This is a genomic window from Pseudomonas sp. GW531-T4 (genome assembly GCF_017349615.1).
Taxonomy (GTDB): domain Bacteria; phylum Pseudomonadota; class Gammaproteobacteria; order Pseudomonadales; family Pseudomonadaceae; genus Aquipseudomonas; species Aquipseudomonas chlororaphis_I.
Map to the genome: position 1 here is coordinate 43,108 of NZ_JACMZT010000001.1, position 14,366 is coordinate 57,473.

Annotated in this window: 14 protein-coding genes; 11 read left to right on the forward strand and 3 right to left on the reverse strand. The window is 63.7% G+C overall.

Annotation, left to right across the window (positions count from 1 at the left end):
- The first annotated feature begins 334 nt into the window (after window positions 1-334).
- From J4D28_RS00200 to yacG, 4 genes are read left to right on the forward strand one after another with little or no spacing between them, the layout of a single operon-like run.
- Entirely contained in the window at window positions 335-1,552 is a 1,218-nt protein-coding gene (locus tag J4D28_RS00200) for a type II secretion system F family protein (RefSeq protein WP_028683416.1), read from the forward strand.
- Window positions 1,553-1,554: 2 nt separating this feature from the next.
- On the forward strand, window positions 1,555-2,427 hold the full coding sequence (locus J4D28_RS00205) for an A24 family peptidase (protein WP_009050909.1): 873 nt from the start codon (window positions 1,555-1,557) through the stop codon (window positions 2,425-2,427).
- On the forward strand, window positions 2,424-3,047 hold the full coding sequence (coaE, locus tag J4D28_RS00210; RefSeq protein ID WP_009045669.1) for a dephospho-CoA kinase: 624 nt from the start codon (window positions 2,424-2,426) through the stop codon (window positions 3,045-3,047). The genes J4D28_RS00205 and coaE overlap by 4 nt, the downstream gene beginning before the upstream one ends.
- Complete coding sequence (gene yacG / locus J4D28_RS00215; protein ID WP_009045670.1) at window positions 3,044-3,247, forward strand: DNA gyrase inhibitor YacG; 204 nt, start codon at window positions 3,044-3,046, stop codon at window positions 3,245-3,247. Before coaE ends, yacG begins: the two co-directional genes overlap by 4 nt.
- Before the next feature lie 4 nt (window positions 3,248-3,251).
- Here the strand turns inward: yacG and J4D28_RS00220 are convergent, their stop codons facing one another.
- The 3 genes from J4D28_RS00220 to J4D28_RS00230 form a co-directional block, all read right to left on the reverse strand.
- Window positions 3,252-3,467: a hypothetical protein gene (locus J4D28_RS00220; RefSeq protein ID WP_009050911.1), complete on the reverse strand. Its 216-nt coding sequence runs from the start codon at window positions 3,465-3,467 to the stop codon at window positions 3,252-3,254.
- 65 nt (window positions 3,468-3,532) lie between these two features.
- Window positions 3,533-4,222: an energy-coupling factor ABC transporter permease gene (locus J4D28_RS00225; protein WP_009050912.1), complete on the reverse strand. Its 690-nt coding sequence runs from the start codon at window positions 4,220-4,222 to the stop codon at window positions 3,533-3,535.
- Window positions 4,219-4,686: a hypothetical protein gene (locus J4D28_RS00230; RefSeq protein WP_009050913.1), complete on the reverse strand. Its 468-nt coding sequence runs from the start codon at window positions 4,684-4,686 to the stop codon at window positions 4,219-4,221. Before J4D28_RS00230 ends, J4D28_RS00225 begins: the two co-directional genes overlap by 4 nt.
- Before the next feature lie 455 nt (window positions 4,687-5,141).
- On the opposite strand from J4D28_RS00230, the gene J4D28_RS00235 reads away from it, so the two are divergent.
- From J4D28_RS00235 to J4D28_RS00265, 7 genes are all read left to right on the forward strand, one after another.
- Window positions 5,142-6,578 (forward strand): undecaprenyl-phosphate glucose phosphotransferase, encoded by a 1,437-nt coding sequence (locus J4D28_RS00235; protein WP_009050914.1) that lies wholly within the window; start codon window positions 5,142-5,144, stop codon window positions 6,576-6,578.
- On the forward strand, window positions 6,578-8,038 hold the full coding sequence (locus J4D28_RS00240; RefSeq protein ID WP_028683415.1) for a mannose-1-phosphate guanylyltransferase/mannose-6-phosphate isomerase: 1,461 nt from the start codon (window positions 6,578-6,580) through the stop codon (window positions 8,036-8,038). Before J4D28_RS00235 ends, J4D28_RS00240 begins: the two co-directional genes overlap by 1 nt.
- Entirely contained in the window at window positions 8,038-8,949 is a 912-nt protein-coding gene (locus tag J4D28_RS00245) for a glycosyltransferase family 2 protein (RefSeq protein ID WP_016703673.1), read from the forward strand. The genes J4D28_RS00240 and J4D28_RS00245 overlap by 1 nt, the downstream gene beginning before the upstream one ends.
- 6 nt (window positions 8,950-8,955) lie before the next feature.
- The gene (locus tag J4D28_RS00250; RefSeq protein WP_009050917.1) at window positions 8,956-9,780 is read left to right on the forward strand and encodes a polysaccharide biosynthesis/export family protein; all 825 of its coding nucleotides are present in this window, start codon (window positions 8,956-8,958) and stop codon (window positions 9,778-9,780) included.
- A gap of 67 nt (window positions 9,781-9,847) precedes the next feature.
- Window positions 9,848-11,830, forward strand: a complete 1,983-nt coding sequence (locus tag J4D28_RS00255) for an LPS biosynthesis protein (protein ID WP_028683414.1) — start codon at window positions 9,848-9,850, stop codon at window positions 11,828-11,830.
- Window positions 11,830-13,011 (forward strand): glycosyltransferase, encoded by a 1,182-nt coding sequence (locus J4D28_RS00260; RefSeq protein WP_009050919.1) that lies wholly within the window; start codon window positions 11,830-11,832, stop codon window positions 13,009-13,011. The genes J4D28_RS00255 and J4D28_RS00260 overlap by 1 nt, the downstream gene beginning before the upstream one ends.
- Window positions 13,008-14,357, forward strand: a complete 1,350-nt coding sequence (locus J4D28_RS00265; protein ID WP_103331807.1) for a cellulase family glycosylhydrolase — start codon at window positions 13,008-13,010, stop codon at window positions 14,355-14,357. Before J4D28_RS00260 ends, J4D28_RS00265 begins: the two co-directional genes overlap by 4 nt.
- The last annotated feature ends 9 nt before the right edge of the window (window positions 14,358-14,366 follow it).

The following is a 14,366-nucleotide window of genomic DNA, read 5'->3' on the forward strand; positions in this document are numbered from 1 at the left end:
GTCTGGGCACTCACCAGACAGCCATAGCACAGCCTGTGCCAGCGCCTGCGGCCCCGGGCGAACGGGGTTTTGGCGACACCGACCTGCGGCAGTGAGCGCCAGAAGTCGCACTATCTGACACTTTTTGTCAGCCGAGTGCCCTGGGCCGGTCGTCGTGACGGGCTACGCTGTCACTCGACCCTCGATTGCATTCACTGCCCGCCGCCGTCCAAGGAACGTATCGGGCCATTCAAACTCTATGAGCCGGACGCCACGCTCCGCGCAGCGGTCCACTCGCTAACGCACAGGGCATTGCCGGCCCTGAGGACATCCATCACAACCGGGACTCGACACCATGGCGGTCAAAGCAGCAAAAGTCAGTGTTTACCTGTGGGAAGGCACCGACAGGCAAGGCAGCAAACTGCGCGGCGAATTGAGCGGCCATACCCCCTCGCTGATCAGGGCCCAGTTGCGCAAGCAAGGCATCAGCCCGGCCAGGGTCAGGAAGAAATCCAGCTCGCTGTTCCAGCGCACGCCCCCGATCAAGGCTCGCGACATCAGCCTGTTCACCCGGCAGTTGGCGACCCTGATCAAGGCCGGCGTACCGCTGCTGCAATCGTTCGACATCATTGCCGAGGGCTTCGATAACCCGAACATGCGCAAACTGCTGGCCGAACTGAAACAGGACATCGCCGCCGGCAGCAGTTTCACCAGTGCGCTGCGCAAGAGGCCGCGGTATTTCGACGAGCTGTACTGCAGCCTGGTGGATGCCGGCGAGCAGGCCGGCGCCCTGGAAACCCTGCTGGAGCGGGTGGCGACCTACAAGGAAAAAAGCGAAAACCTCAAGACCCGAATCCGCAAGGCCATGACCTATCCCCTGGCGGTGATCTGCGTGGCGCTGGTGGTGACAGGGATCCTGCTGGTCAAGGTGGTGCCGCAATTCCAGTCGATGTTCCAAGGCTTCGGCGCGCAACTGCCGGTGTTCACCCAACTGGTCATCGCCCTCTCGGAGTTCGTGCAGCACTGGTGGTGGCTGTTGGCGGGCGGTCTGTTGCTCAGCGTATTCGGCCTGCGCCATGCCCACCGGCGCTCACCGCGCTTTCGCCAGTGGCTGGACGTGGGCCTGCTGAAACTGCCGTTGGTAGCGCCGCTGCTGTACAAGTCCGCGGTGGCCCGCTACGCCCGCACCTTGTCCACCACCTTCGCCGCCGGGGTACCACTGGTGGAGGCCCTGGGCTCGGTGGCCGGGGCCACTGGCAACCAGGTGTTCAAGCATGCGGTGAACCGCATCAGGCAGGACGTGGCGACTGGCATGCAGTTGCATTTTTCCATGCGCGCATCCGGCATTTTTCCCGGCATGGCGATCCAGATGACCGCCATCGGCGAAGAATCCGGGGCCCTGGATGGCATGCTGGAAAAAGTCGCGATCCACTACGAGGAAGAGGTCGATACCCTGGTCGACACCCTGAGCAGTCTCATGGAGCCCGTGATCATGGTAGTTTTGGGCACCCTCGTCGGCGGCCTGGTGGTCGCCATGTACTTACCCATCTTCCAACTCGGCACAGCGATCTGAACATGTCATTGACTGAGGTCCTGGCCAGCTACCCGCTGGTCTTCGTAGCATCGATGCTGGTCCTGGGCCTGATTGTCGGCAGCTTTCTCAATGTGCTGATCTGGCGTCTGCCAAAGATGCTCGAGCGCGACTGGCACGCCCAGGCCCGTGACATCCTGGGGCTGCCCGTCGAACCTGCCGGGCCGACCTACAACCTGCTGCTCCCGCATTCGCAGTGCCCTCACTGCGCACATTCGATCCGCCCCTGGGAAAACATCCCGGTGTTCAGCTACCTGCTGCTGCGCGGACGCTGCTCCGCGTGCCAGGCACCGATCGGCCGGCGCTACCCGCTGGTGGAGCTGACCTGCGGCCTGGCCTCGGCGTTCGTGGCCTGGCATTTCGGCTTTGGCTGGCAGGCCGTCCTGATGCTGCTGTTGAGCTGGGGCCTGTTGGCGATGAGCCTGATCGATGCCGATCATCAGCTGTTGCCCGACGTGCTGGTGCTGCCGCTGTTGTGGCTGGGCCTGATCGTCAATGGCTTCGAGCTGTTCGTCAGCCTCCACGATGCGCTGTGGGGCGCCGTGGCCGGCTACCTGTGCCTGTGGTCGGTTTACTGGTTGTTCAAGCTGCTGACCGGCAAGGAAGGCATGGGGCACGGTGATTTCAAGCTGTTGGCCATGTTCGGCGCCTGGGGCGGCTGGCAGATTCTGCCGATGACCCTGCTGCTGGCCTCACTGACGGGAGCCCTGGCGGGGATCGCCCTGCTGCGCCGCAACCGTGCGCAAATGTCCACGCCTATCCCTTTCGGTCCCTTTCTGGCCATTGCCGGCTGGATTGCCTTGCTCTGGGGTGGTCAAATAACCGGCTCCTATTTGCAGTTTGTCGGTTTCAGATGACCAAGCCTGTTTTCAAACCCTGGATCCTCGGCCTTACCGGCGGTATCGGCAGTGGCAAAAGTGCTGCGGCCCAGCACTTCATCGACCTGGGCATCCATGTGGTGGATGCCGATCACGCTGCCCGCTGGGTGGTGGAACCCGGCCGTCCGGCCCTGGCCCGCATTGCCGAGCATTTCGGCGACAGCGTGCTGCAGGCCGATGGCCAGTTGGACCGCGCGGCGCTGCGCAAGCTGATCTTCGAGGTGCCGCAACAACGCCTCTGGCTGGAGGCCTTGCTGCATCCGTTGATTGCCGATGAAATCGCCGCGCACCTGGCCCGCGCCGAGTCGCCCTACGCGATTCTGGTGTCACCGCTGCTGATCGAATCCGGGCAATACGCGATGACCCAACGGATCCTGGTGATCGATGTGCCGCAACAACTGCAGATCGAGCGGACCCTGCAACGCGACCGGATCAGCGAACAGCAGATCCAGGCGATTCTCAAGGCCCAGGCGACTCGCGAAGATCGCCTGAGCCATGCCGACGATGTGCTGGTCAACGACCGCGACCTCGCCTGGCTGCACAGCGAGGTCGAACGCCTGCATCACTTTTACCTTACCTTGCGTGGAGGCCAGTCATGAGCCAACCCCTGACCGTGGAATGTCCAACCTGCGGTGCGCCCGTGGAGTGGACCGCGAGCAACGTCAACCGTCCGTTCTGCTCGGACCGCTGCAAACTGATCGACCTCGGCGCCTGGGCCGCCGAAGAACACAAGATTCCGGTCAGCCCGGATGCCGAGGACGATCTGTTTTCCGACGACCTGCCGCCTCGCGCCCACTGAAGCCTCAAGGCCGCATGAAACCGTAGTCCTGCGTATCGTCGAGGTTCTCCGCGAGAAACTGCAACTCGTCGGCCAGATCCTCGGCGCTGCGCACCCGCCGACTCTCCTGCACCACCGCGCTGAGCAGGGCGCGCAGGCTCAAGCCCGGTTCGAAACCCTCTTCCTGCGCAGTATCCAGACTCCTGCGTATTTCCTGCCGCGCCCATTCATACACACTCATGACCCTGCTCCCGAACGGTTTTTGCCGAGCATGGGACCGCGTCTGCCGAACGTGTTTGATATGGATCAAGAACGCGGATCGTCGTCCTTCCACGGCGCCGAGAGGTAACGGGTGCGATTGAAGGTTTCCAGCCATTCGGGGCAGAACACCACCAGGGCGCTGATCACCATGCCGTTGATGAAAGCCTCGGGAAAGATGATCAGCCACAGGTAGCCGATGAAGTCTTCCAGCCATTCCGGCATGGCAAAACGCCCGTCGAACCACAGCAGCCCCAGGCCCACCAACAGGCACAGCAAGGCCGACAGCGCGGCGGCAAAAAAACCGGAACAGAAGATATACACAAAGGGATTACGCGGCTGCGCGCGCTCCACCAGGATCGCGCAGCATTCGGTGACCAGCACCGGCAGCAGGATCAGCAAGGCGCCGTTGATGCCGACCGCCGCCAGGTCCTGGCGGCCCAGCGCGACCAGGCCCACCTGGGCAATCAGCCCGCCGACGATCGCCAGCGGCCAGTCCAGCAACAGGGTCACGGCCGTCATGCCGATGAAGTGATAGGACACGCCGGTATCGAAATCCCGGCGCACCAACCACAGCATGAACAAGGCGAACACCGTACCGAACAGCAGATGCTGGCGCCGGCTGTCGCTGAACAGCTCGACCCAGGGCGCGCGCCAGGTGGCCCAGACCAGCACCGGCACATAGATCAGCCAGCCGACGCCGAGGGTGAGCGGCGACAGCAGCGCGGCGCTGATCATGGCTGCGCCTGCTCCAGCGCCGCGCGCAGTTCGGCGGCCGTGCCGTACTCCCGTTGAGCCACCAGCCGGCCATTGTCGAGTTGCAGCCACAGGACTTTATCCACAGCCCCGGCGTAGCGCGGCGCTACCCGCCCGTCACGGTCGAGCATGATCCGGTAGCCATAATCACGCATCGCCGGCACCGCAAACATCCTGGCGATCACCGCCGGCATACGCTGGATGTCCGCGACAAATACCGTGTGTCGCGCCTCCAGATAACCCGCAGGACGATCCTGCAAGGCGGTGTTGACCAGCTTGGCGCCGTCCATGCTGCGCGCCACCAGCAGGGTCCGGGTCTGCCCGTCGAGGCTATAGGCCCGGTCGAATTGATCGAGCAAGGTCCAGGGCGCCAGACGCTCGCCGACTTCCACTGCATGCGCCAGCAAGGGCATGCAACCCAGCAACAGCAATGACCAATACCTCACAGTTTTTCCCCTTCCTTTGGTTAGTCCACAAGCGTTCAGTCTACACCGCCAGAGCATCCGCCCGAGGGCTGCGCCAGCTTTCAGGAAGCCCGCAATCCCGGGCGAAAAGGAATAAATCGCCACGGGTTGGACAAGAGTCCCCCCCTGAACAACACTCCATTTTATCCGTCACGCCTCGCTCACGAATGAGCCAACTTCGTGACACATGCCCAGGCTGCCATTCGTCCTGGATGCGCAAGACCGTCAAAAAACCGATGCATAATGCAAAAAAAAGGTTAACCTGCCAGAATTAGTCAATTACTTGACCATCAAAGCAGAAAAGCAGTATTGTTTGGCCATCATAGGCCGCCAAAAAACAGACTTTTTTTGCAGTAAGCCTTAGTTTTTTCAGCCTGCCTCTGTAGTGGCTTCACCCTTAACAGAGCTGGGTTTTTACCTGGCAGCGACGGGATTCGATGCTTACGAAATCGATTGATAGCAGGTTTCTGACCCGAACCGGATTCATGGAACTCTTCATTTCGGGGGTGAAACTGACGCACGCCCTGTCCGCCGCCCTGCCTGGAATCCTGCTGCTCCTGAGTCTTGAATCCGCCAGTGCGGATGTCTGGCCAACCGTCCTTGGCCTGCTGCTGTTCTTTGCCGTGATCACCGTCATCCTGTTCCAGGCCCAGGGGGTCTACTCCGAAGAGTTCTTCAGCAATCGCCTGCGCCTGCGCACGATGCTGGTGGCCTGGACCTCCGCCTTCTGCATCCTGCTGGTCATGTACCTGGGGCTGCACCTGCTGCCAGTCTTCAGCCTGCAGGACCTGGCTGTCTGGTTCATCGCCAGCCTCGTGCTGTTTGGTATCGAGCGTCTGTTCCTGCTGCGCCTGTTCCACTCGTGGATGGCCAGCGGCAAATACCTGCAACGCACGGTGATCCTCGGTTTCAGCGAGAGCGCGCTATTCCTTGCCGAACACATGCAGCGCCACGGCGATATCCGCTCCGGCCTGATCGGTTTCATCGACGATCGCAGCGACCGCGTGCCCAAGGCCTTCTGCGACCTGCCCTTTCTGGGCAACACCCAGAACCTGGAAGAGCTGATCCGTTCCGAGCAGGTCAACCAGGTCCTGATCGCCCTGCCCTGGGCCGCGCACGCGCGCATCGGCGAGCTGGTGCAGCGGCTGCGGCAGTTGTCAGTGAATGTCGCGCTGGTGCCCGACATCACCACCCTGCGCTTCGGCCACAACCGCATGACCGATGTCGGCGGCATCCTGATGTTCAACACCTCGGAGTTGCCGTTGCGCGGCTGGGCGCCGCTGATCAAGCGCTGCGAGGACATCATCCTCGCCCTGCTGGGCCTGGTGCTGCTGTCCCCTGTGCTGCTGGCCACCGCCGTGGCGGTGAAACTCGATTCCAAGGGCCCCGTGCTGTTCCGGCAAAAGCGCTACGGCTACAACGACCGGCTGATCCGCGTGTTCAAGTTCCGCTCGATGTATGTCGAGCAGGCGGACCTCAATGCCGAACGGCAGACCACCCGCGAAGACCCGCGGATCACCCGGGTCGGACGCTTCATTCGCAAGACCAGCATTGATGAGTTGCCCCAGTTGTTCAATGTGCTGATGGGCAACATGTCGATTGTCGGGCCTCGCCCCCATGCCACCGCCACCAAGGCGGCGGGCGTGCCGTTCGAACAGGCGGTGCGCGAATACAGCTCGCGCCACCGGGTCAAGCCCGGTATCACCGGCTGGGCGCAGATCAATGGCTACCGGGGAGAAACCGACACCCTGCAGAAAATCCAGAAACGAGTGGAGTACGACCTCGATTACATCTCCAAGTGGTCGGTCTGGCTGGATCTGTACATCGTTTTCATGACGGTTCCGGCCGTCCTTTCGACGAAGGAAGTCTACTGATGAGCGCATTCACTGGATTGATCCCTTGCATTATTTCCGGCGGCTCGGGCTCGCGCCTGTGGCCTGTCTCTCGACAGAACATGCCCAAGCCATTCATCCGCATGCGCGATGGGCAGAGCCTGCTGCAAAAAACCTTCGTCCGCGCCAGCAACCTGGCGGACGTCAGTTGCGTGGTCACGGTGACCAACCGCGAGCTGTTGTTCCGCTCGCTGGACGAATACCGCAACGTCAATCAGGGCAAGCTGGACCTCGACCTGCTGCTCGAGCCGTTCGGGCGCAATACCGCCGTGGCCATTGCCGTGGCGGCCCTGCATGTGCGCGAGTACTGGGGTGACGAGGCACAGCTGCTGATCCTTCCGGCCGACCACCTGATCCTCGACCAGGATGCCTTCGCCGCCGCCGTGAGCAAGGCGCGCAGCCTCGCCGAAGACGGTTACCTGGCGACCTTCGGCATTCAGCCCGACAAACCCGAGACCGGTTTTGGCTACATCGAACAGGGCCCGGCGCTGAAGGAAGGTTTCCAGGTCGCGCGCTTTGTCGAAAAACCCAACCTGGCCACCGCCCAGGCCTACGTCGACAGCGGCAACTACCTGTGGAACGCCGGGATGTTCTGCTTCCGCGCCGATACCCTGCTGCAGGAACTGACCCTGCACGCTCCCGAAGTGCTGAGCGCCGCCCGGGCCTGCCTGGAACAAGGCATGACCCTGGACAACAAGCACTGCCGCCAGCGCGAACTCGATGCCGACAGCCTGAGCCGCGCCCCGGACGTTTCGATCGACGTGGCCCTGATGGAACGCTCCGAGCGGGTCGCCGTGGTGCCCTGTGACCTGGGCTGGAGCGACATCGGTTCCTGGGATGCGTTGCGCCAGCTGACCCCGAGCGACGCCGCCGGCAACCAGGTCAACGGCGAAGCCATCCTGCATGACGTGAGCAATTGCTATATCGACTCGCCCAAGCGTGTGCTCGGCGCCGTTGGCGTCAGCGACCTGATCATCGTCGACACCCCGGACGCGCTGCTGGTGGCCGACGCCTCGCGGACCCAGGACGTGCGCCATATCGTCACCGAGCTCAAGCGCCTGGGCCACAGCGCCTACAGCCTGCACCGCACGGTCACCCGGCCATGGGGGACCTACACCGTGCTGGAGGAAAGCAGCCGCTTCAAGATCAAGCGCATCATGGTCAAGCCCAAGGAGTCGCTGTCGCTGCAGATGCACCATCACCGCAGCGAGCACTGGATCGTGGTCAGCGGTGCCGCCCTGATCACCAATGGCGACCTGGAGGTCCTGCTCAACAGCAACGAATCCACCTATATCCCCGCCGGCCATAAACACCGCCTGAGCAACCCCGGGATCATCGACCTGGTGATGATCGAAGTGCAAAGCGGCGAGTACCTGGGCGAAGACGACATCGTGCGTTTCGAAGACGTCTATGGCCGTGCCCCGGCGCAGGTCAAACCATGATGAAGGTGGCGCTGATCATTCCCGCCCGCAACGCCGGAGCGCACCTCGATCGGTTGCTGCCGGCGCTGGCCGCCCAGACGCTGCAACCGGACACCGTGCTGGTGGTCGACAGCAGCTCGACGGACGACACCGTCAGCCGCTTCCGGCAGTTCGGTGCCCGGGTGGAGGTCATCGCCGCCCAGCAGTTCAACCATGGCGGCACCCGCCGCTGGGCGAGCGAACAGGTGGACGCCGACGCGCTGATCCTGCTGACCCAGGATGCGATTCCGGCCACGCCCCAGACCTTCGCCAACCTGATCCAGGAACTGGAAGAAGACCCGCGGATCGGCCTCGCCTACGGTCGTCAGTTGCCGCACCCCGGCGCCGGGATTCTCGAAGCGCAGTCGCGCCACTTCAACTACAGCCCGCAGAGCCGCAGCAAAAGCCTGGCCGACGCCGGGGAGCTGGGGATCAAGACCTGCTTCAGTTCGGACTCGTTTTCCGTCTACCGGCGCAGTGCCCTGCAAGCAGTGGGCGGCTTTCCCGAGGACGTCATCGGCAGCGAGGACGCCCACGTCGCGGCGCGCATGCTGCTCAACGGTTATCTGGTGCGCTACGCCGCCAGTGCGTGCGTACAGCATTCGCACAGCTACAGTCTGATGCAGGAGTTCCGCCGTTATTTCGATATCGGCGTGTTTTATGGCCGCGAGCCCTGGATCCGCGAAGCCTTCGGCAGCGCGGGTGGAGAAGGCAAGCGTTACGTCCAGGCCGAGTTGCGCGCCTTGCGTGACGCCGGCCAGTTGCAACGTGTACCCGAAGTGCTGCTGCGCAGCGCGCTGAAGCTGTTGGGCTATCGCCTCGGCCACGCCGAACAGCATCTGCCGACACCGCTCAAGCGTCGCTTGAGCATGTTCTCAAACTACTGGACCTGAGCTGTCATGATGACTATTAACCGACCTTCCCGGCTTTGTCTGTTGAGCATCCTGACCGCCTCCCTGTGGCTGGGCGGCTGCTCGACCCCCGCCCATGTCGCGCTCCCTGACAGCGACACCCTCAAGGCTCGCCACGCGGCGGCACTGACCCTGGCCGACCTGCCGCCAGCCCAGGTGCTGATCCAGAGCGGCGACACCCTGCGCATCGTGCGCGATGCCCAGGAGCCGGCCGCCACCGACGACATGACGCTGTTCGTGGTGCGCCCGGACGGCTTCATCTCGATGCCCAACATCGGCCGGATCAAGGCCGCGCTGCTGACCCCGGAAGACCTGGGCAAGGAAATCACCAAACGCTACACCCGTGTCTACCGCGAGCCCGAAGTGACCGTGAACATCGCCATTGCCCCGAGCAACCGGGTGTTCATCGGCGGCGCGGTGGCCAACCCGTCGTTCTTCAACCTGGCCGGCACCGTGTCGGTGGAGCAGGCCCTGCTCAGCTCCGGCGGCGTCCTGCCGTCGGCCGACAGCTCCAACATCGCCCTGCTCCGGACCGGCCCCGACGGCAAGTACAAGATGTACTTCGTCGACCTCAGCAACATGCTCAGCAACCCCAACCATCCGCTGGTCGCCCTGCAGCGCGGCGACCTGATCTACGTGCCGCAATCGACCATCGGCAGCACGGTGGAAGCGGTGGACATGTACTTCACCAAGCTGTTCCCGGTTAACAAAGGGATCGGCCTGGGCTTCAACTACGACTTGAACAGCCAGGATGTAAGAAACAGCGGCAACAGCACGACCAACATCGAAAACGTCAATAACATTTCTCAGTAGACAGGAGTGATGCGTTTGATCGGCCTCCATCAGCCACTGCTACAAGTACTTTCAACGGAGTGATCCCGTGATCGAAATACGCTCTCTACGCGACCTGTTGCGCCTGTTCTTCATATTCCGCCGCGAGTTCAAGCTGGCGGTCGTCACCACTATCGTGGTCGCGGTACTGGGCGCCTTCCTGCTGCCGACGCGCTACGAGTCGGACGCGCGCCTGCTGGTCAAGCCCGGGCGCGACAGCACCACGGTGCCGATCGAGGCCAGCAATCGCCAGACGCTGATCTCGCCCAGCACCCAGCACGACCCGATCGTCGATGAGGAGAAGATGCTCACCGGTCGGCCGATCGTGCACATCGTCGCCCAGCGCTACCTGGAACTGAGCGCGGCCGCCGAACCCCAGGGTTTCTGGAAAACCCTCAAGTTCTACGCCAAGAAAGCCATGGGCACGGCCATCGATGCGCTGCGCAGCCTGCTGCAACTGGTCGGCCTGTCGGAGCCGCAGAGCCCGCTGGACCGCCTGGCGACCCGCCTGGAAAAGAACTTCCAGGCCAGCCATGAAGCGGGCTCCTCGGTGATCGATATCAGCTTTACCTGGGACGACCCGGAAGTCGCGCAGCAGGTGGTGAAAATCTGGGTCGACACCTTCCTCGAGGAACGCGCCCGGGTCCTCGGTCGCAAGAGCCTCTACGCCTTCTATGAGGGCGAAGGCAACAAGGTGGCCGCGCAGATCCTCAGCCTCAAGGAACAGTTGCAGGGCCGCCTGAAGCAGATCGATTCGATCAGCGTCGATGCCCGCCTGGAAAACCTCACCAGCCAGATCGACCGGCTGACCGACGCCCGGGTCAATGCGCAGAACCAGCTGTCCGGGATCAGCAGCTTCCTGATCAACGCCCGCCAGCAGATCCTCGATCAGCCCGTCGAAGTGGTGACCAGTCGCGAGACCAGCCTCAACCCGACCCAGCTCGACCTCAAGCGCCAGCTCAACACCCTGCAAGTGGAACGCGCGCGCCTGCTGCGCACCTATTTGCCCGAGGCGCCGGCGGTCAAGCAGATCGAACAGAACATCCACGACCTGCAGGCCCTCAGCGAACAGGAAGAGACCCGCCTGGAACGCTCGAAGAACATTGCGCCCAATAGCCTGGTGACCAACGTCAAGCAGCAGGTCATCGATGCCCAGCTGCAACAACGCCGGCTGACCGGACAGATCGAGAACTACGACAAGACCCTGGCCACCCTGCGTGCCGAACGCGACCGGGTGCTGACCGACGAGCCTGAACTCAACCGCCTGACCCAGCAGTTGCGCACCGCTGAAAAGAGCTACGCGCTGTACTCGGAAAACCTGGAACAGGCGCGTATCGACCACGAACTCGACAGCAGCCAGATCAGCAATATCGCGATCATCGAGCACGCCACCTTCAACCCGGCGCGGGTCTTCCCCAAGAGCCTGCTGATCCTGCTGTTCGCCATTCCCGCGGGGATCGCCGTGGGTCTTTTGACCATCTATGTCTGCTACTTGCTGGACCAGCGCATCCACGACGGCTCGCGCCTGCCGGAGCTGTTCCAGGTGCCGCTGTGGGGCAGCGTGCCGGACCTCGAGGACGCCACCCCGGCGGCGATGACCGCGAGCATCTACCGGCTCTACAGCCTGTTGCCCATGGACCGCATCGAGAGCCAGGGCCTGACCCTGGGCCTGACCTCGGCGCGCCATGGCGAAGGCGTGAATTTCATCCTCGAACGCCTGCGCCGCCTGCTGGAAGAACGCGGCCATCGCGTGCGGGTCAATGACAGCGCGCCGGCCCAGCCCGGTGAAGTGCTGCTGCTGGATGCCTCGGCCCTGTTGTCGAACCAGGAGGCCTTCCTGATCCTGCGCCGCGCCGACCTGATCGCCCTGGTGATCGAGGCTCGGACCAGCACCGTGCCGATGATCGAAAATGCGCTGTCGCTGCTGACCACCGCCTTCGGCAAGGTCGACGGGCTGATCCTCAACCGTCGTCGCTTCGAAGTACCGTCCAGAGTGCTGGAGCGGATCAACAGCTGGCGCGGTGCCGCCTGATGCGTATCGCCTTGCTGGCCCCGCTGCCGCCGGAACAGACCGGTATCGCCGACTACGCCGCGCATTTCAGCAATGCGCTGCGCGGCCTTGGCATCGAGGTGCTGACGCCGCTGGCCGGCTGTCACGATCCCGCGGAACAGCTGACGCGCCTGCGTGCCTTCGACTGGACGGGCGTCGACCTGGTGCACGCCGAACTCGGGGGTGGCCGCTTCGGCGAATTCCAGGCGCTCGACTACCTGAGCAGCGAACAACCGCGGATCCCGCGCACGGCCACCGTGCATGACCCGGAACGCCTGATCTGGCGGCGCGCCCGACTGTTCTGGCCGCTGACCCTGCTCGAACGCCTGCCGCACCCGCTGCCGCAAGCGGCGGCGCTGCTCGCCGACCCGCTGACCCTGCATGAAGAACGGCGCCTGGCCCGTGGCATGCGCCGGCTGATTACCCTGACCCGGCTGGGCGGCGACTGCCTGCGCCAGCGCATGGGCCTGCAGCCGCAACAGGTAGCGGTGATCGCCCACGGCAACCTGCCGATCCCGGCAGCCGAACTCCCGCCGCTGGTGCCGCTGCGCCTGCTGTACTTCGGTTTCATCTACCGCGGCAAGGGCATCGAGGACCTGATCGAAGCCCTGGCCCGCACCCTGGCGGCCAACCCGCAGTGCCGTGGCCAGGTCCGCCTGACCCTGGCCGGCGGCACCGCCCCGGAAATGACCTTCGACCCGGCCGGCAACTACCTCGACGGCCTGCGCCAGCGTATCCGCGAACTGCAACTGGACGATGTGGTGGACTGGCAACTGGACCTGCCGTCCGCCGAGATCGCCCGCACCATCCAGGCCCACCATGTGATGGTGCTGCCGTACCGGGAATCGAAAAAGCTCGCCTGGCTCGGCCAGATGCGCGGCACCAGCGGCGCCCTGTCCTGGGCCAATGCCTGCGGTCGCGGGGTCGTCACCTCCAATGCCCGGGCCTTTGCCGAAGAGGTTGCCGGCGGCAATGGCGTGACCTATCAGCAAGGCGATGTCGAAGCGCTGAGCCAGCACCTGAGCCGCCTGGTGCTGGAGCCCGAACTGGCCCGCCAGTGGGCCGCGCGGGCCAGCGAGGCCGGGCACCAGCGTGAGTGGAGCGCGACCGCGCGCCGTTTTGCCGAACTGTTCAATGAAGTGTGCAAGGAGCGATCGATATGAAGACCCGACCAGGCCTCGAACGTCGCCCGCTATTGCGCTATCTGCCGCTGGTGGCCGCGCTGGCGGTGGGCGGCGCCCTGCTGCTCAGCGAACAAGTCGATGCCACGCCGATCAACCTGGCTCCCGATCGCACCCTGGTGTGGAAGGACTACCTGGGGGTCAACGCGCACTTCCTGTGGTTCACCCCGCAGCAATACCGCAAACAGATCGCCGCCTATAAACAGCTCGGCCTGCAATGGGTGCGGGTCGACCTGCACTGGGACCGGCTCGAGCCCACCGAAGAGGGCTACCAGCTCAGCACCCTCGACGAACTGGACCGGACCCTGAGCGACGCGAAACTCAAGTCGCTGTTCTACCTCGTCGGCTCGGCGCCCTTCGTGACCACCGCTCCCAAGGGCGGGCCCTTCCAGGATCAGTACCCGCCGCGCGATCCGAAAGTCTTCGCCACGCGCATGGCGATGCTGGCCCAGCGTTACCCGAACATCGACGCCTGGCAGGTGTGGAACGAACAGAACATCCCCAACAACTGGCGGCCGAAACCCGATGCCAAGGGCTACGGCGAGTTGTTGCTGGCGACTCATCAGGCGCTGAACCAGGTGGCGCCGGACAAGACCCAGGTCATGGGCGGCATGGCCTACTACAGCCAGATGCCGACCCAGCGCAACGCGCTGATGTTCGAAAAACTCGGCGAACTGGGCGTGCAGAGCCTGGGCATGGTCGCCGCCTACCACCCGTATTCGGAAACCCCGGAAACGGATGAGCCAGGCAAGAACGAAGTGCTGCTGCGCGGCAAGCAGCTCAACGACATGCTGCACGGCGCCGGCCTGAAGAGGGTCTGGGCCACCGAGTGGGGCTGGTCGAGCTACGCCGGGCCCAAGGAGATGCAGCGGCTGATCGGCGTCGACGGCCAGGCCGACTACACCCTGCGCCGCCTGGCGTTGATGAGCAACCAGGACTACGAGCGGATCTTCCTCTTCGCCCTTTCCGATCTCGACTCGCGCGCCTCGGCCCGCGACCAGCATTACGGCCTGCTCGACCTCAACGGCGAACCCAAGCCGGTGTACAAGGCGCTCGCGCGGTTTCTCGAGATCACTGGCGCGCGCCTCAAACCCGGCAAGACGCCCGTGTTGGAAAACCTGCCCGAGACCTTCTACAGCGTGTCCTGGACCCGCGACGACGGTAAGCGCCTGCTGATGTTCTGGAGCGCCAAGGGCGGCACCATCAAATTGCCGCAAGTGCACCAGGCCGAGCTCTACGATCCGCTCAGCGGAACCCGGGCCAGTCTCGACGCCGCGGACGGCATCCAGCCGACCGTGAAATCGTCCCTGCAGATTCTCGTGTGGTAATCGATCTCG

Bases quoted from the DNA above. Each gene is read 5' to 3' on its own strand.
- J4D28_RS00200 (WP_028683416.1), top strand. From the start codon at position 335: ATGGCGGTCAAAGCAGCAAAAGTCAGTGTTTACCTGTGGGAAGGCACC.
- J4D28_RS00225 (WP_009050912.1), bottom strand. From the start codon at position 4,222: ATGATCAGCGCCGCGCTGCTGTCGCCGCTCACCCTCGGCGTCGGCTGG.
- J4D28_RS00245 (WP_016703673.1), top strand. From the start codon at position 8,038: ATGAAGGTGGCGCTGATCATTCCCGCCCGCAACGCCGGAGCGCACCTC.
- J4D28_RS00235 (WP_009050914.1), top strand. From the start codon at position 5,142: ATGCTTACGAAATCGATTGATAGCAGGTTTCTGACCCGAACCGGATTC.
- yacG (WP_009045670.1), top strand. From the start codon at position 3,044: ATGAGCCAACCCCTGACCGTGGAATGTCCAACCTGCGGTGCGCCCGTG.
- coaE (WP_009045669.1), top strand. From the start codon at position 2,424: ATGACCAAGCCTGTTTTCAAACCCTGGATCCTCGGCCTTACCGGCGGT.
- J4D28_RS00260 (WP_009050919.1), top strand. From the start codon at position 11,830: ATGCGTATCGCCTTGCTGGCCCCGCTGCCGCCGGAACAGACCGGTATC.
- J4D28_RS00250 (WP_009050917.1), top strand. From the start codon at position 8,956: ATGATGACTATTAACCGACCTTCCCGGCTTTGTCTGTTGAGCATCCTG.
- J4D28_RS00220 (WP_009050911.1), bottom strand. From the start codon at position 3,467: ATGAGTGTGTATGAATGGGCGCGGCAGGAAATACGCAGGAGTCTGGAT.
- J4D28_RS00265 (WP_103331807.1), top strand. From the start codon at position 13,008: ATGAAGACCCGACCAGGCCTCGAACGTCGCCCGCTATTGCGCTATCTG.
- J4D28_RS00205 (WP_009050909.1), top strand. From the start codon at position 1,555: ATGTCATTGACTGAGGTCCTGGCCAGCTACCCGCTGGTCTTCGTAGCA.
- J4D28_RS00240 (WP_028683415.1), top strand. From the start codon at position 6,578: ATGAGCGCATTCACTGGATTGATCCCTTGCATTATTTCCGGCGGCTCG.